This is a genomic window from Curtobacterium sp. CFBP9011 (genome assembly GCF_034045095.1).
In the GTDB taxonomy this organism is placed as follows: Bacteria; Actinomycetota; Actinomycetes; order Actinomycetales; family Microbacteriaceae; genus Curtobacterium.
This window is the reverse complement of the sequence record NZ_JAXCWN010000002.1, coordinates 34,680-61,135: the sequence shown is the minus strand read 5'-3', so window position 1 is coordinate 61,135 and position 26,456 is coordinate 34,680. Positions and strand designations below refer to the sequence as shown.

At 70.9% G+C, this 26,456-nt stretch carries 29 protein-coding genes; 5 read left to right on the top strand and 24 right to left on the bottom strand.

Annotated features, from left to right (window positions below; genetic code table 11):
- Nucleotides 1-36: 36 nt before the first annotated feature.
- The 7 genes from SOM35_RS04595 to SOM35_RS04565 all read right to left on the bottom strand — a co-directional run bounded on the left by SOM35_RS04595 (nt 37) and on the right by SOM35_RS04565 (nt 6,673).
- Nucleotides 37-585: a DivIVA domain-containing protein gene (locus SOM35_RS04595; protein WP_111075575.1), complete on the bottom strand. Its 549-nt coding sequence runs from the start codon at nt 583-585 to the stop codon at nt 37-39.
- A gap of 103 nt (nt 586-688) precedes the next feature.
- Entirely contained in the window at nt 689-1,630 is a 942-nt protein-coding gene (locus tag SOM35_RS04590) for a phosphatidate cytidylyltransferase (protein ID WP_320514556.1), read from the bottom strand.
- Nucleotides 1,631-1,680: 50 nt separating this feature from the next.
- Nucleotides 1,681-2,235, bottom strand: coding sequence for a ribosome recycling factor (gene frr / locus SOM35_RS04585; RefSeq protein ID WP_111043857.1), 555 nt, complete (start codon nt 2,233-2,235; stop codon nt 1,681-1,683).
- A 54-nt stretch (nt 2,236-2,289) separates the two neighbouring features.
- A complete protein-coding gene (gene pyrH / locus SOM35_RS04580; RefSeq protein WP_111075577.1) occupies nt 2,290-3,009 on the bottom strand; it encodes a UMP kinase in 720 nt (239 codons plus the stop codon).
- Nucleotides 3,010-3,114: 105 nt separating this feature from the next.
- Nucleotides 3,115-3,942 carry a translation elongation factor Ts gene (tsf, locus tag SOM35_RS04575; protein WP_320514555.1) on the bottom strand — a complete coding sequence of 276 codons (828 nt, stop codon included), beginning with the start codon at nt 3,940-3,942 and terminating at the stop codon, nt 3,115-3,117.
- A 90-nt stretch (nt 3,943-4,032) separates the two neighbouring features.
- Nucleotides 4,033-4,959, bottom strand: a complete 927-nt coding sequence (rpsB, locus tag SOM35_RS04570; protein ID WP_320514554.1) for a 30S ribosomal protein S2 — start codon at nt 4,957-4,959, stop codon at nt 4,033-4,035.
- Between the two features lie 271 nt (nt 4,960-5,230).
- Entirely contained in the window at nt 5,231-6,673 is a 1,443-nt protein-coding gene (locus SOM35_RS04565; RefSeq protein WP_320514553.1) for a sugar porter family MFS transporter, read from the bottom strand.
- Between the two features lie 371 nt (nt 6,674-7,044).
- On the opposite strand from SOM35_RS04565, the gene SOM35_RS04560 reads away from it, so the two are divergent.
- The gene (locus SOM35_RS04560) at nt 7,045-7,692 is read left to right on the top strand and encodes a murein hydrolase activator EnvC family protein (protein WP_320514552.1); all 648 of its coding nucleotides are present in this window, start codon (nt 7,045-7,047) and stop codon (nt 7,690-7,692) included.
- On the opposite strand, the gene SOM35_RS04555 is transcribed toward SOM35_RS04560, so the two are convergent.
- The 9 genes from SOM35_RS04555 to rplS all read right to left on the bottom strand — a co-directional run bounded on the left by SOM35_RS04555 (nt 7,665) and on the right by rplS (nt 14,928).
- A complete protein-coding gene (locus tag SOM35_RS04555; protein WP_320514551.1) occupies nt 7,665-8,654 on the bottom strand; it encodes a tyrosine recombinase XerC in 990 nt (329 codons plus the stop codon). The two genes, SOM35_RS04560 and SOM35_RS04555, sit on opposite strands and share 28 nt — an antisense overlap.
- Nucleotides 8,655-8,670: 16 nt before the next feature.
- Entirely contained in the window at nt 8,671-10,008 is a 1,338-nt protein-coding gene (dprA, locus tag SOM35_RS04550) for a DNA-processing protein DprA (RefSeq protein ID WP_320514550.1), read from the bottom strand.
- Nucleotides 10,005-11,528 carry a YifB family Mg chelatase-like AAA ATPase gene (locus tag SOM35_RS04545; RefSeq protein ID WP_320514549.1) on the bottom strand — a complete coding sequence of 508 codons (1,524 nt, stop codon included), beginning with the start codon at nt 11,526-11,528 and terminating at the stop codon, nt 10,005-10,007. Before SOM35_RS04545 ends, dprA begins: the two co-directional genes overlap by 4 nt.
- Nucleotides 11,525-11,929, bottom strand: a complete 405-nt coding sequence (locus SOM35_RS04540; RefSeq protein WP_320514548.1) for a YraN family protein — start codon at nt 11,927-11,929, stop codon at nt 11,525-11,527. The genes SOM35_RS04545 and SOM35_RS04540 overlap by 4 nt, the downstream gene beginning before the upstream one ends.
- 185 nt (nt 11,930-12,114) lie before the next feature.
- The gene (locus SOM35_RS04535) at nt 12,115-12,465 is read right to left on the bottom strand and encodes a histone-like nucleoid-structuring protein Lsr2 (RefSeq protein WP_110902043.1); all 351 of its coding nucleotides are present in this window, start codon (nt 12,463-12,465) and stop codon (nt 12,115-12,117) included.
- 78 nt (nt 12,466-12,543) lie between these two features.
- Nucleotides 12,544-12,867 (bottom strand): DUF2469 family protein, encoded by a 324-nt coding sequence (locus SOM35_RS04530; protein ID WP_110826150.1) that lies wholly within the window; start codon nt 12,865-12,867, stop codon nt 12,544-12,546.
- A gap of 106 nt (nt 12,868-12,973) precedes the next feature.
- Nucleotides 12,974-13,669: a ribonuclease HII gene (locus SOM35_RS04525; protein ID WP_320514547.1), complete on the bottom strand. Its 696-nt coding sequence runs from the start codon at nt 13,667-13,669 to the stop codon at nt 12,974-12,976.
- On the bottom strand, nt 13,666-14,415 hold the full coding sequence (lepB, locus tag SOM35_RS04520) for a signal peptidase I (RefSeq protein ID WP_221852354.1): 750 nt from the start codon (nt 14,413-14,415) through the stop codon (nt 13,666-13,668). The genes SOM35_RS04525 and lepB overlap by 4 nt, the downstream gene beginning before the upstream one ends.
- Nucleotides 14,416-14,574: 159 nt before the next feature.
- On the bottom strand, nt 14,575-14,928 hold the full coding sequence (gene rplS, locus SOM35_RS04515; protein WP_110826147.1) for a 50S ribosomal protein L19: 354 nt from the start codon (nt 14,926-14,928) through the stop codon (nt 14,575-14,577).
- A 164-nt stretch (nt 14,929-15,092) separates the two neighbouring features.
- Here rplS and map point away from each other — a divergent pair, with 164 nt between their 5' ends.
- Nucleotides 15,093-15,875, top strand: a complete 783-nt coding sequence (gene map, locus SOM35_RS04510; protein ID WP_320514546.1) for a type I methionyl aminopeptidase — start codon at nt 15,093-15,095, stop codon at nt 15,873-15,875.
- Nucleotides 15,876-15,966: 91 nt separating this feature from the next.
- On the opposite strand, the gene trmD is transcribed toward map, so the two are convergent.
- The 5 genes from trmD to SOM35_RS04485 all read right to left on the bottom strand — a co-directional run bounded on the left by trmD (nt 15,967) and on the right by SOM35_RS04485 (nt 20,279).
- Nucleotides 15,967-16,653 carry a tRNA (guanosine(37)-N1)-methyltransferase TrmD gene (gene trmD / locus SOM35_RS04505; RefSeq protein WP_111075587.1) on the bottom strand — a complete coding sequence of 229 codons (687 nt, stop codon included), beginning with the start codon at nt 16,651-16,653 and terminating at the stop codon, nt 15,967-15,969.
- Nucleotides 16,654-16,656: 3 nt separating this feature from the next.
- Complete coding sequence (rimM, locus tag SOM35_RS04500) at nt 16,657-17,310, bottom strand: ribosome maturation factor RimM (protein WP_320514545.1); 654 nt, start codon at nt 17,308-17,310, stop codon at nt 16,657-16,659.
- Nucleotides 17,311-17,329: 19 nt separating this feature from the next.
- Nucleotides 17,330-17,566 carry an RNA-binding protein gene (locus SOM35_RS04495; RefSeq protein WP_111075589.1) on the bottom strand — a complete coding sequence of 79 codons (237 nt, stop codon included), beginning with the start codon at nt 17,564-17,566 and terminating at the stop codon, nt 17,330-17,332.
- Between the two features lie 3 nt (nt 17,567-17,569).
- Nucleotides 17,570-17,980, bottom strand: coding sequence for a 30S ribosomal protein S16 (rpsP, locus tag SOM35_RS04490; RefSeq protein ID WP_111075590.1), 411 nt, complete (start codon nt 17,978-17,980; stop codon nt 17,570-17,572).
- Nucleotides 17,981-18,164: 184 nt separating this feature from the next.
- On the bottom strand, nt 18,165-20,279 hold the full coding sequence (locus tag SOM35_RS04485) for an oxidoreductase (protein WP_320514544.1): 2,115 nt from the start codon (nt 20,277-20,279) through the stop codon (nt 18,165-18,167).
- Nucleotides 20,280-20,373: 94 nt separating this feature from the next.
- Between SOM35_RS04485 and SOM35_RS04480 the strand changes: the two genes are divergently transcribed.
- Entirely contained in the window at nt 20,374-21,504 is a 1,131-nt protein-coding gene (locus SOM35_RS04480; protein WP_320514543.1) for a glutamate--cysteine ligase, read from the top strand.
- A 112-nt stretch (nt 21,505-21,616) separates the two neighbouring features.
- On the opposite strand, the gene ffh is transcribed toward SOM35_RS04480, so the two are convergent.
- The 3 genes from ffh to SOM35_RS04465 all read right to left on the bottom strand — a co-directional run bounded on the left by ffh (nt 21,617) and on the right by SOM35_RS04465 (nt 24,587).
- Entirely contained in the window at nt 21,617-23,170 is a 1,554-nt protein-coding gene (gene ffh / locus SOM35_RS04475; protein ID WP_111075593.1) for a signal recognition particle protein, read from the bottom strand.
- A 71-nt stretch (nt 23,171-23,241) separates the two neighbouring features.
- Nucleotides 23,242-24,219 carry a hypothetical protein gene (locus SOM35_RS04470; protein ID WP_320514542.1) on the bottom strand — a complete coding sequence of 326 codons (978 nt, stop codon included), beginning with the start codon at nt 24,217-24,219 and terminating at the stop codon, nt 23,242-23,244.
- A complete protein-coding gene (locus SOM35_RS04465) occupies nt 24,216-24,587 on the bottom strand; it encodes a PadR family transcriptional regulator (RefSeq protein WP_320514541.1) in 372 nt (123 codons plus the stop codon). The genes SOM35_RS04470 and SOM35_RS04465 overlap by 4 nt, the downstream gene beginning before the upstream one ends.
- An 81-nt stretch (nt 24,588-24,668) precedes the next feature.
- Here SOM35_RS04465 and lipB point away from each other — a divergent pair, with 81 nt between their 5' ends.
- Nucleotides 24,669-25,436, top strand: a complete 768-nt coding sequence (gene lipB, locus SOM35_RS04460) for a lipoyl(octanoyl) transferase LipB (protein ID WP_320514540.1) — start codon at nt 24,669-24,671, stop codon at nt 25,434-25,436.
- Nucleotides 25,433-26,416 (top strand): lipoyl synthase, encoded by a 984-nt coding sequence (gene lipA, locus SOM35_RS04455; RefSeq protein WP_320514539.1) that lies wholly within the window; start codon nt 25,433-25,435, stop codon nt 26,414-26,416. The genes lipB and lipA overlap by 4 nt, the downstream gene beginning before the upstream one ends.
- The last annotated feature ends 40 nt before the right edge of the window (nt 26,417-26,456 follow it).

Here is a 26,456-nt window from a genome sequence, read left to right as displayed (position 1 = left end):
CGGACGGGAGGCCCGGGTCGGCCCCGGCACGGGTCCTCAGCGGACGGCGAGCATGACCTCGATGACGGCGTCGAGCAGGGCGTCCACTTGCGCTTCGCGGTAGCCGCCGTGCTTCGGGCGGAACACCACCGAGCGCACCTCGGTGAGGCTGAGCGGCTTGCCGTCCTTGAAGTACCCGTGCAGCCGACGGGAGAACGCGTCGACGTCCTTCGGGTGGTACCCGGTCGTCAGGAAACTGACGCGCTGGAACCGCTGCGCGTCGGGACGACCGAGTCGCGCGACGACGTCCGAGGCCTTGCCACGGGCCTCCGCGTACCAGGCCTTCTGGCCGACGTCGGCGATCTCGCGCTCGCGCTCGCGGGCGGCGAAGGCGTCCTCGAGACGCTCGAGCGCGGCGTCCACGTGCACCGTGGAGTAGCCGCCCTTCTTCATCGAGAACGCGGTCGCGCGGATCTTGGCGGCCTCGATCCCCGGGGCGCTGTCGTTCGCGGTGTAGGCGCGACGAGCGTCCTCGAGGAATCGATCGACCTCGTCGGAGTCGTAGCCGAGGACCGAGCGGGGGGCAGTCGGGAACGTCGATGGCACGGCGCCATTGTGCCAGGCTCCGACCAGTGCGCCACCTGGACGCGCGGACTCGGCACCTGAGTGCCCGGCGCCTGGTCACACGGGCCCGACCGGCCGGCCGAGCTCAGTGGTTGACGACGAGGTACATCAGGTAGGCGATCGCGGCCGACGGCAGGATGCTGTCGATGCGGTCGAGCAGTCCGCCGTGCCCGGGCAGGAACGACGAGATGTCCTTGATGCCGAGGTCGCGTTTGATCATCGACTCCGTGAGGTCCCCGAGCGTCGCCGACCCGGAGATGAGCACGCCGAGGATGATCCCGGTCCACCAGGGCAGACCGAGCATCAGCCAGGTGACGAGGATGCCGACGATGATGCTCGCGCCGACCGAGCCCCCGAAGCCCTCCCAGGTCTTCTTCGGGCTGATCTTCGGCGCCATCGGGTGCTTCCCGAGGTTGATCCCGGTGGCGTAGGCACCGGTGTCGACCGCGACGACGACGAGGATGAACCCGACGACCCACAGCTGCCCCTGCGGCTGTGCCGACAGGAGCACCACACAGGCACCGAGCAGGGTGACGTAGGCCTGGACGAACAACCCGTTCGTCAGGTCGCGCGCCACGCTCGAGGCCGGTGGCTTCGTTCGCGACACGGCGACCTCGACCAGGCGCCAGAGCGAGATGAACATGACGCCACCGAGCAACGTGAACAGCGCCCAGATCTGTCCACCGAGGAACGCGGCCGGCACCGTGGCGATCGCGACCGCGACGCTCGGGATCCGGGGGACGTCACGGCCGGCGAAGCGCATCGCACTCGCGAGCTCGTACACGCCGAGCCCGAGCAGGAACGCCGCCACGATCATGAACGACGGCGTGTACAGCAGCAGCGAGCCGAGCATGACCACCGCGAACGCCAGGGCGATCGCGATGGCCGCCGGCAGGTTGCGACCCGTCCGTGCGGTCAGTGCTTCGTTCCGGGCACCGAACTCTGCTCGGCGCTGCCGGATCTGCGCCTCGAAGTCGTTCCGGGCCGCCCTCGCCCGCGCATCGAAGTCCTGTCGGAACCCCGACATGCGGCGGTCATCAGATGTGGGGCGGTCGTCGCCCTGGTCGGGACGGCGCATCAGACCTCGAGGAGTTCGGCTTCCTTCTTCTTCAGCGCCTCGTCGATCTGGTCGACGTGCTTCTTGGTGAGCGCGTCGAGCTCCTTGTCGCTGCGGGCGATGTCGTCGTCGGACACCTCGCCCTTCAGCGCGTCGAGGTCGTCCTTCGCCTTGCGGCGGATGTTGCGCAGGACCACCTTGTGGTCTTCGCCCTTGCTCTTGACGATCTTCACGAACTCCTTGCGGCGCTCGGCCGACAGCTCGGGGATCGTCACGCGGACGATCTCGCCGTCGTTGGTCGGGCTGGCCCCGAGGTTCGGGAAGGTCGCGATGGCCCGCTCGATCTCCTTGAGCGCCGTCTTGTCGTACGGCGTCACGATCAGCGTGCGGGCTTCCGGCGTCTGCAGGGACGCGAGCTGCGCGAGGGGGGTCGGCGAACCGTAGTACTCGACCGGGATCTTCTGGAAGAGGGCGGCGTTGATGCGGCCGGTGCGCACGGTGCCGAAGTCGTCCTTCGCCACGTCGACGGCCTTGGCCATCTTCTCGGTCGCATCGGTCATGACGTCACTGATCACGGTGGTTCTCCTTCGGTACGGGTCGAGTCTAGTCAGTCGGCGACGAGGCGCCGGTCAGTTGCTGACCACGGTGCCGATGCGCTCACCCTGGATGGCGGCGCGGACGTTGCCCTCGCCCTCCATGCCGAAGACGTGCATCGGCATGCCGTTGTCCATGCAGAGCGAGAACGCGGTCGCGTCGACGACCTTGAGGCCCTTGAGCAGTGCGTCCTGGTACGTCACGTGGTGCAGCTTCTCGGCGGTCGGGTCCTTCTTCGGGTCCGCGGAGTAGACGCCGTCGACGCCGTTCTTGGCGACGAGGACCTCGTCGGCACCGATCTCGAGCGCCCGCTGCGCCGCGACGGTGTCCGTCGAGAAGTACGGCAGGCCGGCACCCGCGCCGAAGATGACGACGCGGCCCTTCTCGAGGTGGCGCTCGGCACGCCGCGGGATGTACGGCTCGGCGACCTGGGTCATGCTGATCGCCGACTGCACACGGGTGGCGGCGCCGGCCTGCTCCAGGAAGTCCTGCAGCGCGAGCGCGTTCATGACCGTCCCGAGCATGCCCATGTAGTCGGCGCGTCCGCGGTCCATGCCGCGCTGCGAGAGCTCGGCGCCGCGGAAGAAGTTGCCACCGCCGACGACGATCGCGACCTCGACCTCGTGGGCGGCTGCGGCGATCTGCTTGGCGATGGTGCCGATGACGTCCGGGTTGACGCCCAGGGAACCGGCGCCGAACGCCTCTCCCGAGAGCTTCAGCAGGACTCGTCGGCGTCCGGTCTTCTCGTCGGTCATGTCGGGGCACCCTTCGTCGTGGTCTCGTGGAAATGTACTCGGTGCGCGGGGGCGCACGACAACGGGGCCAGGAACCGGTTGGTTCCTGGCCCCGTCATGGGTTCGTTACGCGCCGACCTTGACGCGGGCGAAGCCCTGGATCGTGATGCCGGCGTTCTCGGCGGCCTTCGCGACGGAGATCTTGTTGTCCTTCGCGTAGTCCTGGTCGAGGAGCGAGATGCCCTTGATGAAGGCGTTGACGCGGCCTTCGACGATCTTCGGGAGTGCAGCCTCCGGCTTGCCCTCTTCGCGCGTGATCGCCTCGACGGTCGCACGCTCCTTCTCGATGGCCTCGGTCGGGACCTCGTCGCGCGTCAGGTACGACGGGTTCGCGAACGCGACGTGCTGCGCGATCGAACGAGCCTCGGCGGCGTTGTCACCCTTGTAGGCGACGACGACGGCGATCTGCGGCGGCAGGTCCTGGCTGGTCTTGTGCAGGTAGATCTCGAAGGCCGAGCCCTCGACACGGCGGACCGTGCGGACCTCGAGCTTCTCGCCGAGTGCGGCGGCGTTCTCGTTGATGACCTCGAGCACCGTCTTGCCGTCGAGCGGCGCGGCGTTCGCGGAGGCGACGTCGGTGGCACCGGCTGCGGCGACCGCACCGAGCACCTTGTCGGCCAGGGTCGTGAACTTCTCGTTCTTGGCGACGAAGTCGGTCTCGCTGGCGAGCTCGACGACGGTCGCGGCGCCGTTGTCGGCGGTGGCGACGACGACACCCTCGGAGGTCGCGCGGTCGTCGCGCTTGGCGACGGCCTTCGCGCCCTTGATGCGGAGCAGCTCGACGGCCTTGTCGTAGTCGCCGTCAGCCTCGACGAGCGCGTTCTTCGCGTCCATCATGCCGGCCCCGAGGTCCTCGCGGAGCTTCTTCACGTCCTGTGCGGTGAAGTTTGCCATTGACAGGCGTCCTTTCTGGACTGTGCGTGTGTGGAGAGTGGGGAGCGAGGCAGGGGCGCCGGACCGATGCCGGTCCGGCGCCCCTGGTGATCACTCGGCGGGAGTGGTCTCCGCGGCCTTCTCGGCCTCAGCGGTCGGCTCGGCGTTCTTGTCGGCGTCGGCGATCGGCTCGCCGATCTCCTTCGCGGCGACCTGCGCGTCGGCGTCGTTCTCCTGGACGGTCGCGCCCTCCGGAGCGGCGTCGGCGGCCGGGTTCGCGCTGTCGCCACCGAGGAGCTCCTGCTCCCACTCGGCGAGCGGCTCGGTGGCCTCGTCGTCGTTGCCGCCGTTGTGGCGGGTCTTCAGGCCCTCGGCCGCGGCGTCGGCGACGATGCGGGTCAGGAGGCCGACGGAGCGGATCGCGTCGTCGTTGCCCGGGATCGGGTACGTGATCTCGTCCGGGTCGCAGTTGGTGTCGAGGATGCCGATGATCGGGATCCCGAGCTTCTGCGCCTCGTCGACGGCGAGGTGCTCCTTCTTGGTGTCGACGATCCAGAGCGCGCTCGGGGTCCGCGTGAGGTTGCGGATACCACCGAGGGTCTTGTGGAGCTTGTCCAGCTCGCGCTTCTTGATGAGGAGCTCCTTCTTGGTGAAGCCCTTCGTCGTGTCGTCGAAGTCGATCTCCTCGAGCTCCTTCATGCGCGCGAGGCGCTTGGAGACCGTCTGGAAGTTCGTGAGCAGACCGCCGAGCCAACGCTGGTTGACGTACGGCTGGCCGACGCGGGTTGCCTGCTCGGCGATGGAGCCCTGAGCCTGCTTCTTGGTGCCCACGAAGAGGATCGTGCCACCGTGTGCGACCGTCTCCTTGACGAAGTCGTACGCGCGGTCGATGAAGGCCAGCGACTGCTGCAGGTCGATGATGTGGATGCCCGAGCGCTCGGCGAGGATGAAGCGCTTCACCTTCGGGTTCCACCGACGGGTCTGGTGTCCGAAGTGGACGCCGCTGTCGAGCAGCTGGCGGATGGTGACGACGGCCATGTGCCGTCCTCCTTCTGTGTTCTCGGCGCACGGCATGGCCGTGCACCTGGTGCGGTTGTGTCGACCACGACCGGAGGTCGTGGTCCCTGGTGCCCTGACACACAGCCGCCCGCTCGCGAGAGCGGGACCGATGACCGTGTGTGCTGCGTGGACACGCGAAGTCAGCGCGCTCGGCGCGCTGCTGGAGAAATGCTAACAGAAGAGAGGCCCGGATCACGTGCGCCGATCGGCGATGGTGATCCGGGCCTCCCGTCCGGTACTGCGGAGGTGACTAGGCCTTGGCAGCGCTGGTCTCCCCGTCGGCGCTGATGCCCATCTCCTCGAGGGAGCGGCCCTTGGTCTCGGGGATCTTCGCGATGACGAAGAAGAACGAGATCAACGCGAACAGGGCGTAGATGCCGTACGTGACCGTGAGGTTGAAGCCAGACAGCACCGGGAACGAGATCGTGACGATGAAGTTGGCGATCCAGTTGGCTGCCGACCCGATGCCGAGCGCGGTGGCGCGGATGCGGTTCGGGAACATCTCGCCGAGGAGCACCCACATGAGCGGACCCCACGTGGCGCCGAACGACACGACGAAGAGGTTCGCGAAGATCAGCGCGATGATGCCCCAGGCACCCGGCAGGCTCGGCTCACCGTCGACCATCACGGACTGCGAGAACGCGATCGCGACCATCGCCAACGAGACGAACATGCCCGCGGAACCGGCGACCAGGAGCGGCTTGCGGCCGACCTTGTCCACCAGGAAGATCGCGATGAACGTGACCGCGACGTTGACCACCGAGGTGATCGTCGAGATGAGGAACGAGTCGTTCTCCTTGAACCCGACGGCCTGCCAGAGGGTGGTCGAGTAGTAGAAGATCACGTTGATGCCGACGAACTGCTGCAGCACGGCGAGGATGATGCCGACCCAGACGATGGGCTGCAGACCGAAGCGGTCGCCGCGGATCGAGCCCTTCTTCTCGTTGGCTTCCTTGGTGATGCCGTCCTGGATCTCCTCCAGGCTCGTGTTCACGGTGTCACGCGGCACGATCTTCGTCATGACGTCGCGGGCGTCGTCCTTCCGGCCCTTCGTGAGCAGGTAGCGCGGGGACTCCGGCAGGGTGATCGCGAGGATGCCGTAGACGATCGACGGGATCACACCGACCAGGAACATCCAGCGCCAGGCCGGCAGCCCGGCGACCTCGGCCGAGGCGCTGCCCGCGGTGACGGCGAAGAACTGGTCGGAGAGCAGCGCGGCGAAGATACCGAGCGTGATCGCGAGCTGCTGGAACGAGGCCAGCCGCCCACGGATCGCCTTCGGGGAGACCTCGGAGATGTACGCGGGAGCGATGACCGACGCGGTGCCGATGCCGAGACCACCGATGAGACGCCAGAGGACGAAGTCCCACGTGGCGAACGCGAAGCCGGAACCGATCGACGAGACGAAGAACAGCACGGCGGCCCAGAACATCACCCGGGTGCGACCCCAACGGTCCGCGAGACGACCGGCGAAGTAGGCGCCGAACGCACAGCCGATGAGGGCCGAGGCGACCGCGAAGCCGCTGGCGCCCTCGGACAGGTCGAACTCGCCCTTGATGGCCTCGACGGCGCCGTTGATGACGGACGAGTCGAAACCGAAGAGGAAGCCACCGACTGCCGCCGCGATGGCGAACAGTGTGACCTTCCCCTTGAACGCACGGTCTTCGCCGTGTCCGGTGGTCGTGTTCGACACGATGCTCCTGGATTCCCGCCGCCGTGCCGGGTGGTGCACGGTGCCCCGGCGGTCGGCTGGATCGCCGTCCGAGCGGCGTTGCGGTGTCCGGAGCGGCCCCGACAGTACCCCTTCTGCGGCTGGTCAGCACATCAGGTGTGGTCCAGATCGTCCTGTCCTGCACCGGACGGGAGGCCCGGGGAACCGCCCACAGGTCGGCTCCGGCCCGCCCCGCGGCCGCGTCGCACCCGGGAACGTGGGCCCAGGAGGACGGGATGCGGAACGGGTGGAAGTGGCGCGGGTGGACCGGGCGCGGGTGGATGCGGAGCCGGTGGATGCAGGGCGGAGGGACGTGGGGCGGATCGACGTGGCGCGGTTCGCGACGGGCTCGCGTGCTGGCGTGGCGTGTGTCGGCCCGGGCGAGGCTGGTGCTCGCGATGGTCGTGATGCTGCCGGTCGTGGCGCTACCGGTTCGCGCGGTGCCAGGGCACGCGCTGCCGGTTCGCGCGCTGCCGACGACCGCGCTGTCGGGTTCCGTGCTGGCGGTGTCCGGCGCGCTGCCGGGCGCAACTTCCGCTCACGCCTGGCTGGCGGACACCGAGGCACCGGCGCGGTGGTCGTGGCCGACGTCGTCCCACGTCGTTCTCCGGCCGTGGCAGGCACCGGCGACCGACTACGGGCCGGGACACCGCGGGCTCGACGTGCCCGCCGGCCCCGGGACGCCGGTGACGGCTCCGGCGGACGGCACCGTCGCGTTCGCCGGGCAGGTCGGGGGCCGTCCGGTCGTGACGATCGACCACGGCGGCGGGTTGGTGAGCACCCTCGATCCGGTCCTGCCGTCGGTGTCGGCGGGCACGCTCGTCCGACGAGGCGACCCGGTCGGGACGGTCGGCAGCGGTCACTGTCCGGTGGCGGAGCCGTGCGTGCACCTCGGCGCCCGGGTCGACGGCCGGTACGTGGATCCGTTGCCGCTCCTGTCGAGACCCGCCTGGCCGGTGCTGCTGCCGGAGTCTCAGGCGCGAGGGTGGGCGGTGCGGTAGACCTCGCGGAGGCGTGCTGAGGAGACGTGCGTGTAGATCTGCGTCGTGCCGAGGCTCGCGTGCCCGAGCAGCTCCTGGACCGCCCGGAGGTCCGCTCCCCCGTCGAGCAGGTGCGTCGCCGCGGTGTGTCGGAAGGTGTGCGGGCCGCTCGGACCCTCGCCGGGCAGGGCCTCGAGCAGCCGGGCGACGATGCGGTACGCGCTGCGGGTGCCGAGTCGGGCACCGCGGTCGCCGAGGAACAGGGCTGCACCGGCGGGACGCGCGGCAGCGACAGCGCCGTTGTCTGCCGGTCCCCCAGCTGCAACCGCTGCGGCGAGCGCCGGCCGACCACGGTCGAGCCACGCCTCGAGGGCGTCGTGTGCCGGAACGCCGAACGGCACCACCCGCTCCTTGCCGCCCTTGCCGAGGACGCGGACGGTCAGGCGGCTCCGGTCGACGTCGCCGAGGTCGAGTCCGACGAGTTCGCTCACCCGGATGCCGGCGGCGTACAGCAGCTCGACCACCGCCCGGTCGCGGAGCGCCGCCGGATCGTCGCCGGCGGCGCGGACGGCGAGCCCGTCGAGCATCGACCGCACCTGGTCCTGCGCTACGACGCGGGGCAGGTGGGCGGCGCCCTTCGGAGCGCGGAGACGCACCCCCGGGTCGACGGCCAGCACACCGGTCTCGCTCGCCCACCGTGTGAAGGCCCGGACCGACGCACTCCGGCGCGCGATGGTCGACCGGGCGAGACCGCGTTCGGTCGCGGCCCAGAGCCAGTCGCGGAGCACCTCGAGCGTGAGTCCCGCGGCCGTGAGGACCTGCCGCTCGGCGGCGAACGCCACGAGGTCCTCGAGGTCGGCACGGTAGGCCCGGACGGTCTGTTCGCTGAGGCCGCGGCCGAGCCGACAGTGGTCGAGGAACACCCGGACGACGGCCGCGAGCGTCCCACCCGCGTGCTGCTGGTCGTCCTCGGTGTCGTGCATGACGCCAGGGTACGGCTCACGTGGTCGTCCATCCCCCGGGGCCGGTCCGGACCAGCCCCTGCAGTTCCGCCAGCGCCAGGGCATCGGTGGTGTCGGCGAGTGAGAGCCCGGACCGCCGGGCGACCTCGTCGAGCGGGGTCGGGCGCCGCGCGGCCAGGGCGTCGACGACACGGAGCACCTCGGGGTCGGTCCGCGCGCCGGCGATCGGGACCTCGGCCCCGGCGACGATCCGCTCCCCCGCCCACAGTCGCACTGCCGTCTCGGCCGGGTCGCGCGGTTGCACCACGATCTCCGCCCGCCGGTCCGCGATCAACCGGTGACAGCCGACCGACGCCGACGACGAGTACGGCCCCGGGACGGCGAACACCGTCCGTCCCAGCTGACCGGCGTGGTTCGCGGTGTTGAGTGCCCCGGACCGGGCTCCGGCCTCGACGATGACGGTCGTGGTCGCGAGGGCCGCGATCAGCCGGTTCCGGGCGAGGAACCGCCACCGCGACGGTCGGGTCCCCGGTGGACACTCGGCGAGCAGGGCGCCGTGCTCGGCCACAGCGTGCAGCATCGCGGTGTTCGCGGCCGGGTAGAGCTGGTCGACCCCGCCGGCGAGCACGGCGACCGTCGGAGCGGCGGCGGCCATCGCGACCCGGTGCGCGACGGCGTCGATGCCGTGTGCTCCCCCGGAGACGACGACACAGCCGGCATCGGCGGCGGCGGAGGTGATCTCTGCGGCGGCCTCGGCACCGAGGACCGTGTTCGCCCGCGAACCGACGACCGCGACGGCCGGACGTCCGGCGGTGCACGGTGCTCCGCGTCGCCAGAGGACCAGCGGCGCGTGTGGGCCGAGGTCGTCGATCCCCGCGGGCCAGTCCTGGTCGCCGGGCACGACGAGGGCGCACCCGACCGCTGACGCTGCCGACAGCACGGCGTCGACGTCGAGCCGGAGCAGCCGGGGCCGCCACCGCGCGAGTGCCGGGACGAGTGCCGTGGCGGCGGACTCCACCAGCCGCTCCCGGATCTCGTCCTCGTCACAGGAACGAACAGCGGAGCCCGTCGAACCCCGGGCACCCGCACCCGCACCCGCACCCGCACCCGCACCCGCACCGACCAGCATCTCCGCCACCTCGAGCGGTCCGGCGTCGAGGGCATCGAGCACGGCCCGGATCGACCGCCCTGCTCCCAGGCGTGCGACCAGCTGTCCCGCATCCGAGTCCCCGGGCTCGACGACCGTCGACCACGCCACCCGCGCCAGGACCTCGTCGTGCTCGTCACCGCCGGTCGGACACACCGCCGGGTCCCGCAGCCGGCCGAGGACAGCGTCGCGGTCCGACGGCGACCACCCGGCTCCGGTGCCGCTCACAGCGCGGTCCGCAACGCCAGCGCCCGTTCGACGTGCTGCCGCTCCGGTCGGTCGTCACCGTCGAGGTCGGCCATCGTCCACGCCAGTCGCATCACCCGGTCCCACCCCCGCATTGTCAGTGTCCCGAGGTCGAGGCCCCGGTCGAGCAGGTCCGTCGCGCCGTCGGCCGCGCGTCCTTCCTCGCGCAACCACGAACCGGTCACCTCGGCGTTCCGGCTCCACCCGGTCCCCCGCAGGCGAGTGCTCATCCGCTGCCGGGCCTCGAGCACCGTCCGACGGGCCGCAGCGGTGGTCGGCGTCGCACCGCTGTCGGCCCGGAGCATGCCGGTCGTCACCCGCGGGACGGCGACCCGGATGTCGATGCGGTCGAGCAGCGGCCCGGACAGCCGACCGAGGTACCGCCGGACCGCGCTCGGCACGCACGAGCACCCCGCGCCTCCGGTCGACCCGGCGTTGCCGCACGGGCACGGGTTCGCCGCCAGCACGAGCTGACAGCGTGCCGGGAACTCCGCTGATCCCCCGGCCCGGTGGACCGTGATGCGCCCGGCTTCGAGGGGCTGCCGGAGTGCGTCGAGCACCACCCGCGGGAACTCGGTCGCCTCGTCGAGGAACAGCACCCCGCGCGTCGCCCGTGACACCGCTCCCGGTCGGAGTTGCCCGGTCCCGCCGCCGATCAGTGCCGCGGCGGAGGCGGAGTGGTGCGGTGCCTCCCACGGCGGTCGGAGCGTCCACGAGCGTTCCCCGTGGCCGGCGACGGAGCGGACGGCCGCGACCTCGAGCGCGGCGTCCGGGTCGAGGTCCGGCAGCAGTGCGGGCAGGCGTTCGGCGAGCATCGTCTTGCCGGCGCCCGGTGGTCCGAGCAGCAGCACGTGGTGCCCGCCGGCCGCCGCGGCGATGACCGCACGCACCCCGATCGCGTTGCCGACGACGTCCGCCAGCTCCAGCGACGGCAGGGTGTCGTCGGGCACGGGCGGCGGCAGGACCGGATCGGCGAAGCCCGCGGGGAGGTCGGCCCCCGCGTCGATCGCGGCGGAGCGGAGCGAGTCCACGGCGGTGAGTGCGATGCCCGGGACCGCCCGCGCTTCGGTGAGGTTGCCCACCGGCAGCACGACCCGTCCGATCCCGGCGGCCCGCGCCGCCAGGACCACGGGAATGATCCCCGGTACCGGTCGGACCCGCCCGTCCAGTCCGAGTTCCCCGACGTAGACGACCCCGCGGTCGGCCCCGGGCGCAGTGCCGGCAGCGGCGAGCACGGCCATCGCGATCGCCAGGTCGAAGCCGGAGCCGCGCTTCGGCACACTCGCCGGGGTGAGGTTCACCGTGATCCGGCGCGCCGGCAGCGGACAGTCCGCCATCGCCGCCGCGGACCGGACCCGTTCACGGGCTTCGCCGAGCGAGGTGTCCGGCAGCCCGATGATGCTGAACGCAGGCAGCTGGCTGGTCAGGTGCGCCTCCACCTCGACGAGGCTGCCCTGCACGCCGACCAGCGCGACCGCCGAGGTCCGTCCGATGTCGCTCATCCGAGCGCCTCGACGTGCTCGATCGCCACGTGGTCCGCGATCATCGTCACCGCGATGCAGTCGATCCGGATCGCACGCGCCGTCTGGTCGCGGTGTGCGTGGAACCAGGCGGGGACGAGTTGCCGGATGCGTGCGAGCTTCCGGGGCGTCACCGCTTCGAGCGGATGTCCGGTCGTCTGCCCGGTGCGGGTCTTCACCTCGATGAAGACGATCGTGTCACCGTCCCGCGCGACGATGTCGACTTCGCCGCGCACGCATCGCCAGTTCCGGTCGATGATCGAGAAGCCGTGCCGCTCGAGCCATTCCACCGCGTGGTCTTCTCCGACATTGCCCGTCGTCCGGCGCGGATCACGTCGGGGAAGAGCGCCGCCGACGTCCGGTCGGTCTGCACGATTCGTCATGGAGCAACGATGAATCACCGAGCGAAACGACCGGGCCGGTACCCGCAATCTGGGGACAACCAGGCAGAACGACCGTCCTGTGCAGGAAAGCGCCGGAAATGTTGCCGCACATGACAAAAGCCGGACAATTCCTCACGGAATGTCCGGCTCGTGCCGTGATCAGCGCTGATGCGCCGGTCGGATGCTCAGTGTGCGGCTGCGTACGCTTCCTGCACCTGCGTGGAGATACGGCCGCGGGAAGAGACCTCGTACCCGTTCTCCTTGGCCCACTCGCGGATCTTCCCGAGTTCCTCGGAGTTCCCCCGCTTCGGGGCGGACGGGCTCTTGCCCGTCGAACCGGTGCGACGACCGGCGGTCTTGCGCGCCGCGGCGATGTAGTCCGAGATCGCGTCCCGGAACTTGTCGACGTTGTCGTTCGACAGGTCGATCTCGTACGACGAACCGTCGAACGCGAACTCGACCGTTCGGCCATCGCCAGCGGCGATCGGCGAATCGTCGAGATCGTCGACGAGCTGGACAGTGACCTTCTGCGCCATCGTGCACTCCTTCAGAGTCGTTATTGCAACTCAGAGTATCGCAGCACAATGCGGAACGGTCGAATTGCCCGGCGCGCCTCATTCGTCGAGCGCGAGTTCCTTCGGCAGTTCGAGTTCACGCGCGGTGAGTTCTTCGACGTTCACGTCCTTGAACGTGAGCACCCGGACCGACTTCACGAAGCGGTCGGAACGGTAGACGTCCCAGACCCACACGTCGTTCATCGTCAATTCGAAGTAGAAGTCGTGCTCGGTGTCCCGGCGTACGAGTTCGACCTCGTTCGCCAGGTAGAACCGCCGCTCGGTCTCGACCACGTACCGGAACTGCCCCACGACGTCGCGGTACTCGCGGTACAGGGCCAGTTCGACCTCGCGGTCGTAGTCGTCGAATTCTTCGTCATCCATGGCCCGCTCAGTCTAGAGCGGCCGACACTCCAGAGCGACCACGGCCTCCTGACCGTCCTACCGCGGAGAACCGCGGAGAACAAGTGCGAACCGCGCAGGTCCGCACTCACCCGCCGACGGTGTCCAGCTCGTCGAACCCGTCCAGGGCGACACTCGACGCCGCGTGCAGCCAGGTCTTCCGGTGCAGCTCGTGCGGTCCGACCGTGCGGATCGCGTCGTAGTGCGCGGTCGACCCGTAGCCCTTGTTCGACGCCCATGCGTAGTGCGGCGCGTCGTCGTGGGCGGCGATCATCAGGTCGTCACGAGCGACCTTGGCGACGACCGAGGCCGCTGCGACCGACGCGCAGTCCCGGTCGGCCTTCACCCGCACCTGGACGTCGAGCGGCCGTTGTTCGGCCGGCAGCGCGCGGGTGAGCCAGTCGAACGACCCGTCGAGCACCACCACGGCACCCTCGAGTGACACGCCGTCCTGCACGAGTGCCCCGATCGCCCGGGCCCCGGCCAGTCCGAGCGCGGCGACGATGCCCTGTTCGTCGACGACCTGCGCCGACGCCATCCCCACCGCGGTGCGCGCCCAGCGCGTCACGACGGGGACCAGGGCCTCCCGCCGCGCCTGGGTCAGGAGCTTCGAGTCGGCCAGGCCCGGCGGCACCCGACGGACGTCGAGGGTGACGGCGGCGACGCCGACCCCGACCGGGCCGGCGATCGCGCCACGGCCGACCTCGTCGACGCCGATCACGGTGACCCGCCCGGCGGCGAGCAGCGACTTCTCGAGCCGCAGTGAGGGCCGGACCGGGGTCACTTGTCCCGCTGCTCCACCCCGGCGAAGACCTCGGGGTGGTCGTCGAGCCAGGTCCAGCGGTTGGTCGGCCATGAGATCACGAAGGCCCGACCGGTGACGTCGGACAGCGGCACGAAGCCCTTCGACGGGGTGTCACCGTTGTAGCGGGAGTCGCGTGAGTTGTCGCGGTTGTCGCCCATCACCCAGATGGTGCCCTTCGGCACGGTGACGGAGAACGGTGTCTGCGACGCACGGGTGTCACCCGCGGGCAGCTTCAGGTACGGCTCGGTCAGCGGGACCCCGTTGACCGACATCTGTCCGAGGTCGTTGCAGCAGCTCACCTTGTCGCCCGGCAGGCCGATCACGCGCTTGATCAGGTGGTCGTCGCTGTCGCCGGTGCCGAGACCGACCTGGGTGAGCAGCCAGTCCGCGGCCTTGCCGATTGGCGTCGTCGGCTGGACGTTCGGCAGGGTCTCACCGGTGAGCCACCCGCCCGGGTCCTTGAAGACCACGACGTCGCCGCGCTTGAGCTTGACGGCGCCGGGGACGAGTTCGTTGACGATGACGCGGTCGTTCACCTGCAGGGTGTTCTGCATCGACTCGGACGGGATGTAGAACGAGCGGATCAGGAACGTCTTCACCAGGAACGACACCAGCAGCGCCGCGATGAAGATGATGACGAGGTCGCGCAGGAACGTCAGGACCCCGTTGCGCGGCTTCTTCGCCGTTCGTGGCCGACGGGCTTCACCCTCTGTCGTGTCCGTCATTTCCGCTCTCGTCGACCTGTTCCCGGAAGTGCTTCCGAGATGCTCCTGCCCCGGTGGCGACGGGCTCCAGGAACGGACGAGCCCCCCGCCGATGCACAACCGTACATGGACGAGGGGCTCGCAGAGGAACCGGCTTCCCGGCGCTCCCTGTGAAGACGATCAGTTGTCGCGCTTCTCCTTGATCTTGCGACGGGCTGCCTTGCCGCGGAGTTCGCGGAGGTAGTAGAGCTTCGCGCGACGGACGTCACCGCGGGTGACGATCTCGACGTGGTCGATGATCGGGGAGTGCACGGGGAACATGCGCTCGACACCGACCTGGAAGCTCACCTTGCGGACCGTGAAGGTCTCGCCGATGCCGTGGCCCTGGCGGCCGATGACGACACCCTGGAAGACCTGGATACGCGAGCGCGTGCCTTCGACGATGTTGACGTGGACCTTGACGGTGTCTCCGGGGCGGAAGTCAGGGTGGTCGGTGCGCAGGGCACCGGCGGTCACGTGGTCGAGGAGCTGCATGATGGTGTCACTTCCTGCGGACGCACACGGGTCGCCGCGGATCGAATTCGGAAAGAACGAGACGTGCCCGGTGTCGGCGACTCCCCCGTGGCAGAGTCCAGCCAGGGCACGATCGATCATCATGCCACAACAAGTGCACTGCAGCCAACCGGCAGGATGGTCCCATGATCGAACTCCGCACCCCCGCCGAACTCGACGGACTGCGTGTCGCCGGCCGTTTCGTCGCTGACGTCCTGGACGCCCTACTCGAGACCGTCGACGTCGGCGTGAACCTGCTCGACCTCGACCGCGTCGCCGCACGCATGATCGCCGAGCGCGGGGCGGAGAGCTGCTACGTCGACTACCACCCGTCGTTCGGCAAGTCCCCCTTCGGCAAGAACCTCTGCACCTCGGTGAACGACGCCGCGCTGCACGGCCTGCCGTACGACCTCGTCCTGCAGGACGGCGACCTGGTCAGCCTGGACTTCGCCGCGAGCGTCGACGGCTGGGTGGCGGACTCCGCCGTCACGGTCCAGGTCGGCACCCCGCGCGACGAGGACCAGCGCCTCATCGCGACCGTCGAGCAGTGCCTGGCCGCGGGCATCGCCCAGGCGGCCCCCGGCAACAAGCTCGGTGACGTCTCGGCCGCGATCGGCTCGGTCGCCCGTGGCGCCGGCTACGACGTGAACCTGCAGTTCGGCGGACACGGCGTCGGACACACGATGCACGGCGACCCGCACGTCCCGAACGACGGGCGCCCCGGCCGCGGCCTGAAGCTCCGCCCCGGACTGGTCGTCGCGATCGAGCCGTGGCTCATGCAGGGCACGGACGAGCTCTACCAGGACCAGGACGGGTGGACCCTCCGCAGCGTCGACGGCTCGCGCGCGGCGCACGTCGAGCACACGGTCGCGGTGACCGAGCAGGGCCCGGAGGTCCTCACCCTCCGCCGGGAACAGCGCGGCGCCTGACACCGGCCCGGCCGGCCACACGACGGACGGGAGGCCCGTCACCAGCTGGTGACGGGCCTCCCGTGACGTCAGTGGCGGGTCCGCGACCCGCTCAGTCCGGCAGCAGGTCCGGCCGGACGCGGCGCGTCCGCTCGACCTGCTGCTCGTGCCGCCAGCCGGCGATCCGCCCGTGGTGCCCACTGAGCAGGACGTCCGGCACGTCGAGGCCACGCCAGGAGGCCGGCTTCGTGTACGAGGGGTACTCGAGCAGGCCGTCCTCGTGGGACTCCTCGACGAGGGACTCGGGGTTGCCGACCACACCGGGGACCAGACGGCCGACGGCTTCGATCATGGCCATGGCCGCGACCTCGCCGCCGTTCAGGACGTAGTCGCCGAGCGAGAGCTCGACGACCGTGCTCCGGGTGGCCGCCCACTCGAACACCCGGGCGTCGATGCCCTCGTACCGCCCGCAGGCGAAGACGAGGTGCTCGTGCTCGGCGAGCGAGCGGGCGATGGTCTGCCGGAAGGGGGTGCCCGCGGGCGTCGGGACGACGAGGGTCGACGAGCCGTCGGACCGCAGGATCGAGGACAGCGCCTCGGCCCACGGTTCGGGCTTCATGACCATGCCGGCGCCGCCGCCGTACGGGGTGTCGTCGACGGTGCGGTGGCGGTCGGTCGTCCACGAGCGCAGGTCGTGCACGTGCAGGTCGAGCAGCCCGCCCTGCCGTGCCTTGCCGAGCAGGGAAACGTCGAGCACCCCGAAGAACTCCGGGAAGATCGTGACGATGTCGATCCGCACGGATCAGTCCTCGGAGTCGCGAGCCGACGCGTCGGGTGCCGACGACTCGGGAGCCGACGACTCTGCAGCCGACGAATCGGGGGCCGACGACTCGTCAGCCGACGCGTCGGGAGCCGGCGTGACCGTCTCGGGACGGCTCATGTCCTCGGGGTCCTCGAACAGCCCCGTCGGCGGCGTCACCGTGACGGTGCCGGCCTCCAGGTCGACCGAGGGGACGATCGCCGCGACGAACGGCACGAGGACCTCGCCGCGGGACTCGGTGTCGACCGCGAGCAGGTCCTGGGCCGGCATGTGGTCGACCCGGGCGACGGTGCCGACCTGCACACCGTCGCGGAGCACCGTCAGGCCGACCAGCTGGTGGTCGTACCAGGCGTCGTCCTCGCCGGTCTCTTCCTCGGTGTCCTGTTCGACCCAGAGGATGGCGCGTGCGAGGGTCTCGGCGGCGCTCCGGTCGGCGATGCCCTCGAAGAAGGCGACCGGGTGGGAGTTGTACCAGCGCAGCTCGTCGAGCGCGATGGTCTTCCCCGACCAGGGAGAGTCGTCGGGGACCTGGAGCGTGAAGACCGCTCCTGGCGTGAACCGACGATCCGGGTCGTCGGTGTAGAGCTCGAGCTTGATGCCGCCCTTGAGCCCGTGCGCCTTCGTGATGCGACCCACCCGGAGCTGGGTCGTCTCCCTAGGAATCGCTGTCCACCACGTCGACCCGCACGCGCTTGCCGTCGGCCAGGGCCGTGACGAGCGTGCGGAGCGCCTTCGCGGTGCGACCGGCGCGACCGATCACGCGGCCGAGGTCCTCGGGGTGCACACGCACCTCGAGGACCTCGCCCCGCGGGGAGGTGGAGCTGGCGACGCGCACGTCGTCAGGGTGATCGACGATCCCCTTGACGAGGTGCGTCAGCGCGGATTCGAGCAAGGACTACGCCTCGGTCGTCTCGTCGGCGGTCTCGGCTGCGGCCGGAGCGGCGGGGGCCGTCTTCTCCGACTTGGGCTTGAGGACGGCCTTCTTGGAGCTGTCGACCGTGAAGGCCGGCTTCGGCTCGCGGACCTGGACCTTGGACGCGGTGTCCTTCTCGCCCTTGAACTTGGCCCAGTCACCGGTCAGCTTGAGGAGTGCGGCGACCTGCTCGGTCGGCTGCGCACCGACGCTGAGCCAGTACTGCGCACGCTCAGACTGCACCTCGATGAACGAGGGCTCCTCGGTGGGGTGGTACTTGCCGATCTCCTCGATGACACGACCATCGCGCTTGGTGCGCGAGTCGGCGACGACGATGCGGTAGTAAGGCGCTCGGATCTTGCCGAGGCGCTTGAGACGGATCTTGACAGCCACAATGACTCCTGTTGCGTACGTGTTGTGGTTGAACCGGAACCGCGGGCGTGGGGGCACACACGGTAGAAGCTCGATGAGATCGCGATCCGCTGGATAGAGGGTCGAGCGGACACGATTCGACCGTTCATTCTTGCAGATTCCGGAGCGGGAAGCGAGCCACGTCCCGCGGCGCGTCGGCGGCGCCCTACGGTGCCAGGCGTCGGACGGCCTCCAGGGCCTCGCTCGTCGCCCGGACGGCGTCGACACTGCGGGCGTCCCGGGCGCCGCCGACGACCGCATACGGCACGTCTGCGGACTGGAGGCCCGTGGTCAACTCGTCCCGCGCCTCCTGTCCGGCACAGACCACGACGACGTCGGCCGGCACGGCGACCTCGTCCCCGGACTCGTCGCGGATCCAGAGGCGACCCGGCTCGATCCGCAGGTACTCCTGCACCCCGCCGATCATCCGGACCCCGGCGTCCCGGAGCCGGCCGAGCGCGACCCACCGCGAGGTGAGGCCGATCCCCTGCCCGAACTTGCCCGACCGGCGGAGGACCGTGACCTGGTGCCCGGGCCGGACCGTGCGCGCCGCGGTCGGCTGGCGCTGCGGCAGGTCCCCGACGAGCTCGTCGGACACCGGCACCTGCCACCGCTCGCCGAACTCGGTGGCACGCACAGCCTCGTCCGGGGACTCGGTGAGGAACGCGGCGGTGTCGACGCCGATCCCGCCGCCGCCGATGACCGCCACCGTGCCGTCGGGCACACCGTCGCGGAGGGCCTGCTCGTAGGTGAGCACGTGCGGCAGGTCCACCCCGGGGACGTCGACCACGCGCGGGGTCACCCCGGACGCGAGCACCACGGCGTCGCTGTCACGGAGGTCGGCGAGGGTGGCGGCACGACCCAGGTGCACGGTCGCACCGCGCTCCGCGAGTTCCGCGCGGGCTGCCTGCACGGGGCCGGCGTAGTCCTCCTTCCCGGGGATCTCGGCGGCGAGGCCGAACTGCCCGCCGAGCACGTCCGAGGCCTCCCAGAGCCGGACGTCGTGCCCACGTCGGGCGGCGTCGACCGCTGCGGCGAGACCGGCCGGTCCCCCGCCGACGACGTCCACGCGTTTCGGGGCCGCCGTCGGCCGGAGCGGGAACCGCACCTCGCGGGCGGCACGCGGGTTCACCAGGCACGACACCGGCGCGCCGACGACGGACCGGTCGAGGCACGCCTGGTTGCAGCCGATGCACGTGTTCACCAGGTCGAAGCGGCCGGCCAGGGAGCGCTCGATGAGCTCCGCGTCCGCCAGGAACGGTCGTGCCAGCGCCACCGCGTCGATCCGGCCGTCGGCGAGGACCGCTTCGCCGTCGCGCAGGTCCGTCATCCGGTTCGACGCGATCACGCGCACGTCCGGGTGGTCGGAGGCCCGGACCACGTCGGCGATCCGGCTCGCCTGCTCGATCCACGCGCCGTGTGGCACGGACGCCTGGATCGTCGGGGTCCGGGACTCGTGCCAGCCGATGCCGACCGAGATCGCGTCGAGGCCGAGCGGCAGCAGTTCGCGCACCAGGGCGTCGACGTCCGCGTCCGTGGAGGACCCGGGCATCAGGTCGGCGCCGGAGAGCCGGATCGTGACGGCCAGCTCGGGGACGGCGGCACGGACGGCGCGGACGACCTCGATCGCGAAGCGACGGCGGCGCTCGGGGCTCCCGCCCCACTCGTCGTCGCGCAGGTTCGTCAGCGGCGACTGGAACTGGTTCACGAGGTACCCCTCGGACGCCATGATCTCGACACCGTCGAAGCCGATCGCCGCGGCCGTGCGGGCCGCCGTGGCGAAGTCCTCGATCGTCCGGCGGACCTCGTCGGCGGTGAGTTCCTCGGGCAGCACGCCACGCGCGGCCGCCCAGGGCAGCGCCGAGGGGGCCACGGCCCGCTGCGGGCGGCCGTCGCGGTCGGTCAGTCCCCCGACGAGTGCGTACCGGCCCGCGTGGAACAGCTGCGCCAGGACCGTACCGCCCTCGTCGTGCACCGCGGCGACCGCGCGGCGGAACCGTTCGTCGGCACCCCCGACACCGAACACCGCGAAGTCCGGGCCGCCGCGGGCCTCGTCGCTCACCGCGATGCCGCCGGTGATGATGCACGCGACACCGCCGGCAGCGCGCTCCCGGTAGAACTCGGCCATCGCGACACCGCCGTCGTCCAGGACCTCGAGCCCGGTGTGCATCGACCCCATCACCACCCGGTTCGACAGGTGCAGGGGGCCGAGCGTCCAGGGCGAGGCCACGGTTCGGAGCTCGGCGGGCACGTCGGCAACGGGCGGAACGACAGCGGTCACGCAACGAACACTAGGCGAACGTGCCCGCTCGGCGGCAGAGCGGACACGCCGGACTCTCCGTCGTTCCGGTGGGACGGACGGGCAGGATGGCCCCATGGACATCCGGTTCTCCGAATCCGCTCCGTCGACGATCGGCGTCGAGTGGGAGCTGCCCCTCGTCGACCGCGCGACGGGTGACCTCACGCCCCGGGCCCCGGCGGTGCTCGCCGCCGTCCGGGAGCGCCTGGACGATCCGGAACGGGTGACGGAGGAACTGCTCACCAACACGGTCGAGGTCGTCACCGGGGTCCACGACACCGTCGGCGGTGCCACCCGCGAGCTCTCCGGCATCATCGGCGAGGTCATCGACGCCGCCGAGCCCCTCGACGCGCAGGTGATGTGCTCCGGCACGCACCCGTTCGCACAGTGGGACCAGCAGGAGATCACGCCCGACAGCGAGCACTACACGACCCTCATCGACCGCACCCGCTGGTGGGGCCGGCAGATGCTCATCTGGGGCGTGCACGTGCACGTCGGCATCGACGACCGTGACAAGGCCGTCCCGATCATGAACGCGATGCTCGGCTACGTCCCACACCTGCAGGCCTTCACGGCCTCGAGCCCGTTCTGGGCGGGCACCGACACGGGCTACGCCTCGAACCGGGCCCTGATGTTCCAGCAGCTGCCGACCGGTGGGCTCCCGCCGCAGCTCGGTGCGTGGGCGAACTTCGAGGAGGTCGTCGGCGACCTCGTGCACACCGGCGTCATCGACGGCGTGAAGGACCTGCGCTGGGACATCCGCCCCTCGCCGGGCTGGGGCACGATCGAGAACCGCGTGTCCGACGGCATCTCGACCCTGCACGAGGTGGGTGCGGTCACCGCGCTCGTGCAGTGCCTGGTCACCGAGAGCTCGGACCGGATCGACGCCGGCGAGACCCTGCAGGCGATGCAGCCGTGGTTCGTCCGCGAGAACAAGTGGCGAGCCGCCCGGTACGGCATGGACGCCGAGATCATCACGAACGTCGCCGGGGACGAGCGACTGGTCACGGACGAGGTGCACGACCTGGTGTCGCGCCTCGACCCGGTCGCGGAACGACTCGGTTGCCAGGAGGAACTGCACCACCTCGACACGATGATCGAACGGGGCGCCTCGTACCAGCGGCAGCTCGCGGTCGCGCAGGAGAACGGCGGCGACCTCCGCGCGGTCGTGCAGCACCTGGTCGGCGAGCTCCGCGACTCGCTCTGAGCACGCGCCCCACAGGGGAGGGTCGCGACGCGACCACGTGACGAACGGGAGGCCCGGTACCAGCTGGTACCGGGCCTCCCGTTCTCAGCGACGAACAGTCAGTGACACACGGTCAGCGACCGAGGAACTTCTGCAACGACGCGAGTTCTTCCTCGGACGGCGCGCCGCCGTTCTTCCCGGACCCCATGCCGAGCCCGAGGCCCGCACCCTTCGGCGCCTGTTGCGGAGCCGGAGCGGCACCGGAAGCGAGCGCCGCGCGCTTCGCCGGGTTGCCGACCTTCTTCTTCTTGCCCTGCGGCTGCTGCTTCTTGCCGCCGTGCATGCCCGGGATCGGGCCCATGCCCGGCATCTGCGGGACACCGCCGCGGGCGACGGTCTTCATCATCTTCGCGGCCTGCTCGAACCGGTTGACCAGGGCGTTGACCTCGGTCACCGTCGAGCCCGCACCCCGGGCGATACGCAGGCGGCGGGAGCCGTTGAGCAGCTTGGGCAGTTCGCGCTCCTGCGGCGTCATCGACTGGATGATCGCCTCGGTGCGGACGATCTCGCGCTCGTCGAAGTTGTCGAGCGCTTCCCGCATGCCCTTCGCGCCGGGGAGCATGCCGAGCATGCCCTTGATGGACCCGGCCTTCCGGAGCTGCTGCATCTGCTGCAGGAAGTCGTTCAGGGTGAAGTTGTCGGTCGCGATCTTCTCGGCGACCTTGCGGGCCTCGTCCTCGTCGAAGGCACCCTGTGCCTGCTCGATGAGCGACAGGATGTCGCCGAGGTCGAGGATGCGGCTCGCCATGCGGTCCGGGTGGAACGGCTCGAAGTCGTCGAGCCCCTCACCGGTCGACGCGAACATGATCGGGCGTCCGGTGATCGAGGCGACCGACAGGGCCGCGCCACCGCGGGCGTCACCGTCGAGCTTGGACAGGACGACGCCGGTGAAGTCGACGCCCTCCTGGAAGGCACGGGCGGTCGTGACGGCGTCCTGACCGATCATCGCGTCGATGACGAAGAGGACCTCGTCCGGGTCGACGGCCTTGCGGATGTTCGCGGCCTGCTTCATCAGCTCGGCGTCCACACCCAGGCGGCCGGCGGTGTCCACGATCACGGTGTCGTACTGCTGGTCGACCGCGGCCTTGATGGCGTTCTTCGCGACCTTGACCGGGTCACCGACGCCGTTGCCGGGCTCCGGGGCGAAGACGTGCACGCCGGCCTGCTCGCCGACGACCTGCAGCTGCTGCACCGCGTTCGGACGCTGGAGGTCCGCCGCGACGAGCATCGGGGTGTGGCCGTCCTTCTTGAGCCACTTGCCGAGCTTGCCCGCCAGCGTCGTCTTGCCGGCGCCCTGTAGGCCTGCGAGCATGATGACCGTCGGCGGCCGCTTCGCGAACTCGAGGCGTCGCTGCTGCCCGCCGAGGATGCCGACGAGCTCTTCGTTGACGATCTGGACGACCTGCTGCGCCGGGTTCAGCGCCTTGTTGACCTCGTCCGAGAGTGCCCGTTCACGCACCGAGGCGGTGAAGGACTTCACGACCTCGAGTGCGACGTCCGCGTCGAGCAGTGCCCGCCGGATCTCGCGGACGGTGCCGTCCACGTCGGACGGGGTCAGCCGTCCCTTGCTCCGCAGGTTGCGGAAGGTCTCGGTGAGCCGATCGGAGAGTGAACCGAATTGCGCCATGATCCGACCATCCTACCGTCCGTCGCGGACGGCCCTGGAGGCGCGGCCCGCCGCCGCCCCGCCGGTGCCGCTCACGCCTGCTCGCGTCGGCGACGGGTCGGGCGACGGGCGGCGGCCGCTACGGCCCCGACCGCGAAGGCCACCGACACGGCGGCGACCACGACCGCGTCCGCGGGCTCGTCCGCGAAGAAGCGGAGGGTGACGGTCGTCGCCGCACCCCAGGGCAACCACGCCAGTGCGAGCGCAGCCGCGGGGACCGGTCGCCGCCGGACCAGGAGCACGACGACGACGACGGCGACCGTCACGCCGGCGGAGGCCGTCATCCACGGCGCCGCGACGGAGCCCCAGAACCCGCCGTCGCCCACGGTGACGAGGCGCCACGAGTTGCCGGTCGGTGGGAGCCAGACCGCGTAGAAGACGAGCCCTCCGCCGACGACGGCGAACGTGGACAGCAGCGCTCGCCGGTCACGGGGATCGCCGAGCAGTGCGACGAGCCCGAGCAGGAGAGCGGCACCGAGTGTGGTCGACCGCGGGCCGGGCTGCCCGACGTCTGCGCGGACCATGACGGTCACGATCGGCAGTGCGACGAGCCCGACGAGCACGAAGAGGTGCGCGGCGGCACGCGACCCGGCCACCGCCGCGAGCGCACCGAGCAGGAACGGCACGCAGAACAGCACGCCGGCGTTCCAGAACGGCCCGAAGGTGTCGTACTGGTTCGGGGCGAGCGGCCGTGCGTCCCACGGTCCCCAGGACACCCAGACCAGGTAAACGAGGGCGAACCCGGCCATCGACCCGGTCCCGATCGACGCGGCGAGCGCCCGGACGTCCCCCGGCACGACGGTGTTCACCCGTTCGCGCACCCCCTGCCACCGCAGCTCCGCGAGTTCCCCGTGCGCGGGTCGACTGCGTCCCTCGTCGTCGGCGACGTCGAGCAGCGTCCCGAGCATCGCCGGTCCGTGCGTCCGGCGCCACCGCATCGGGTACCACCCGAGCGCCCGCCCGTAGTCGCGTTCCAGCCTCGTGCCCTGTCCCAGCCTCGTGTTCGTCACGACACTCCCCCCAGTCGGATGTGGATGCTGCGTGTGGCCGGGGCCGGCCGCCACGCGGTGAGCCGTGCCCGTGCGGCAGCGGCGTTGGCCTCGATGCGGCGGACCTCGGCGTCGAGGGCGTCGGCACCGGCATCGGTGAGATCGAAGTACCGGCGCAGTCGGCCGTCGACGACCTCTTCCCCCGCCGCAGCGACGAGGCCCTGGTCGAGCAGCCGGTCGAGGACGGCGTACAACGTGCCGACCTTGAGGCGCACCCGCCCGTCGGACAGGTCGGCGGCGTCGCCGATCAGGCCGTAGCCGTGCTTGCGCCCTCCGGCGAGGGAGGTCAGCACGAGCAGGGTCGGTTCGCGCATCTCGGCGGTGCTCATGCGGCGAAGATACTCTGTCGATCAGAGCATTGCAAGCGCGTGGTTGTTGTACTGCGTCCAACTACTGGCTACGCTCGCGGCATGCCGGAGATCGACGTCGTCCGCTGGCCGGGCCCGCTCCCCTACGCCGAGGGACTCGCGCTGCAGTGTGCCCTGCACGCGGACGTCGTGGCCGGGCGCTCCCCGGGCGCCCTCGTGCTCGCCGAGCACCCGTCGGTGTACACGGCCGGCCGGCGCACCGAGCCCACCGACCTGCCGACGGACGGCTCGCCCGTGGTCGAGGTCGACCGCGGCGGCCGGATCACGTGGCACGGGCCGGGGCAGCTCGTGGCCTACCCGATCGTCCGGCTCGGCGAGCCGCTCGACGTCGTCGCCTGGGTCCGCTCCCTCGAACAGGTGCTCATCGACGCGGCGACCTCCGTCGGGGTGCCCACCCGCCGGGTCCCGGGTCGCAGTGGTGCCTGGGTCGGCACGGGTCCGACCGCGGCCAAGGTCGGGGCGGTCGGACTCCATGTCGCTCAGGGTGTCTCGACGCACGGCATCGCCCTCAACTGCGCGAACGCCCTCGACGCCTACGCCGCCATCGTCCCGTGCGGCATCGCCGACGCCGGCGTGACGACCCTGAGCCATGCCGCCGGACGGTCGGTCGCGGTGGCGGACGTCCTCGACGTCGTCACCGCCGGCGTCCTCGCCGCCGTCGACGCGCTGCCCGCGCAGCACCCGGCTCGGCCCCGCGACGACGGCGAGCCGTCCACCGGACGCGCGCCGCGCCTCCCGGTCGGCACCGCCGCTCGCGACACCGCACGCACCGGCACCAGCACCCGCCAGCGACAGGAGACCGCAGCATGACCCTCGCCCCGGAAGGCCGCCGCATGCTCCGCGTCGAGGCCCGGAACGCCGAGACGCCCATCGAGACCAAGCCGGCGTGGATCAAGACCCGCGCGTCGCAGGGCCCGGCGTACCGCGAACTGACCGACCTCGTGCGCGACCAGCGCCTGCACACCGTCTGCCAGGAGGCCGGCTGCCCGAACGTCTTCGAGTGCTGGGAAGACCGCGAGGCGACGTTCCTCATCGGCGGCTCGCAGTGCACGCGCCGGTGCGACTTCTGCCAGATCGACACCGGCAAGCCCGAACCCCTCGACCGTGACGAACCCCGGCGCGTCGCCGACTCGGTCGCCGCCATGCAGCTGCGGTACGCGACCGTGACGGGGGTGGCACGGGACGACCTCGACGACGGGGGCTCCTGGCTCTACGCCGAGACGATCCGTGCCATCCACGAGCACTCGCCCGGCACCGGGGTCGAGATCCTCGTGCCCGACTTCTCCGGTCGACCCGACCAGCTCGGCCGGGTGTTCGACGCCCGCCCCGAGGTCTTCGCGCACAACGTCGAGACCGTCCCCCGGATCTTCAAGCGCATCCGACCGGCGTTCACCTTCGAGCGGTCCCTCGACGTCATCACCCAGGGCCGGGACGCCGGACTGGTGACCAAGTCGAACCTCATCCTCGGCATGGGCGAGGAGCGGCACGAGATCGAGGACGCCCTGCAGCGCCTCCACGACGCCGGCACCGACATCATCACGCTCACGCAGTACCTCCGGCCCTCACCTCGGCACCTGCCCGTCGCCCGCTGGGTCGCGCCCGAGGAGTTCGTCGCCCTCCGCGAGCTCGCCGAGGACATGGGCTTCGCCGGCGTCCTGGCCGGGCCCCTCGTCCGGTCCTCGTACCGCGCCGGACGGCTGTGGGCCCGGGCGACGGTCGCGCGCGGCGGCACCGTGCCGGAGCACCTGGCGCACCTGCTCGACGCGTCGCCGGGCCGGCAGGCCGTCTGACCGGCACCGGGTCGGTGGCCGGCGGCCGGTGGCCGGTGGC

Excerpts from the sequence above, each read along its gene's own strand:
- SOM35_RS04590 (WP_320514556.1), bottom strand. The coding sequence starts at position 1,630 with ATGTCGGGGTTCCGACAGGACTTCGATGCGCGGGCGAGGGCGGCCCGG.
- pyrH (WP_111075577.1), bottom strand. The coding sequence starts at position 3,009 with ATGACCGACGAGAAGACCGGACGCCGACGAGTCCTGCTGAAGCTCTCG.
- tsf (WP_320514555.1), bottom strand. The coding sequence starts at position 3,942 with ATGGCAAACTTCACCGCACAGGACGTGAAGAAGCTCCGCGAGGACCTC.
- rpsB (WP_320514554.1), bottom strand. The coding sequence starts at position 4,959 with ATGGCCGTCGTCACCATCCGCCAGCTGCTCGACAGCGGCGTCCACTTC.
- SOM35_RS04555 (WP_320514551.1), bottom strand. The coding sequence starts at position 8,654 with ATGCACGACACCGAGGACGACCAGCAGCACGCGGGTGGGACGCTCGCG.
- SOM35_RS04545 (WP_320514549.1), bottom strand. The coding sequence starts at position 11,528 with ATGAGCGACATCGGACGGACCTCGGCGGTCGCGCTGGTCGGCGTGCAG.
- SOM35_RS04540 (WP_320514548.1), bottom strand. The coding sequence starts at position 11,929 with ATGACGAATCGTGCAGACCGACCGGACGTCGGCGGCGCTCTTCCCCGA.
- SOM35_RS04535 (WP_110902043.1), bottom strand. The coding sequence starts at position 12,465 with ATGGCGCAGAAGGTCACTGTCCAGCTCGTCGACGATCTCGACGATTCG.
- SOM35_RS04530 (WP_110826150.1), bottom strand. The coding sequence starts at position 12,867 with ATGGATGACGAAGAATTCGACGACTACGACCGCGAGGTCGAACTGGCC.
- lepB (WP_221852354.1), bottom strand. The coding sequence starts at position 14,415 with ATGACGGACACGACAGAGGGTGAAGCCCGTCGGCCACGAACGGCGAAG.
- rplS (WP_110826147.1), bottom strand. The coding sequence starts at position 14,928 with ATGCAGCTCCTCGACCACGTGACCGCCGGTGCCCTGCGCACCGACCAC.
- map (WP_320514546.1), top strand. The coding sequence starts at position 15,093 with ATGATCGAACTCCGCACCCCCGCCGAACTCGACGGACTGCGTGTCGCC.
- SOM35_RS04480 (WP_320514543.1), top strand. The coding sequence starts at position 20,374 with ATGGACATCCGGTTCTCCGAATCCGCTCCGTCGACGATCGGCGTCGAG.
- ffh (WP_111075593.1), bottom strand. The coding sequence starts at position 23,170 with ATGGCGCAATTCGGTTCACTCTCCGATCGGCTCACCGAGACCTTCCGC.
- SOM35_RS04465 (WP_320514541.1), bottom strand. The coding sequence starts at position 24,587 with ATGAGCACCGCCGAGATGCGCGAACCGACCCTGCTCGTGCTGACCTCC.
- lipB (WP_320514540.1), top strand. The coding sequence starts at position 24,669 with ATGCCGGAGATCGACGTCGTCCGCTGGCCGGGCCCGCTCCCCTACGCC.
- lipA (WP_320514539.1), top strand. The coding sequence starts at position 25,433 with ATGACCCTCGCCCCGGAAGGCCGCCGCATGCTCCGCGTCGAGGCCCGG.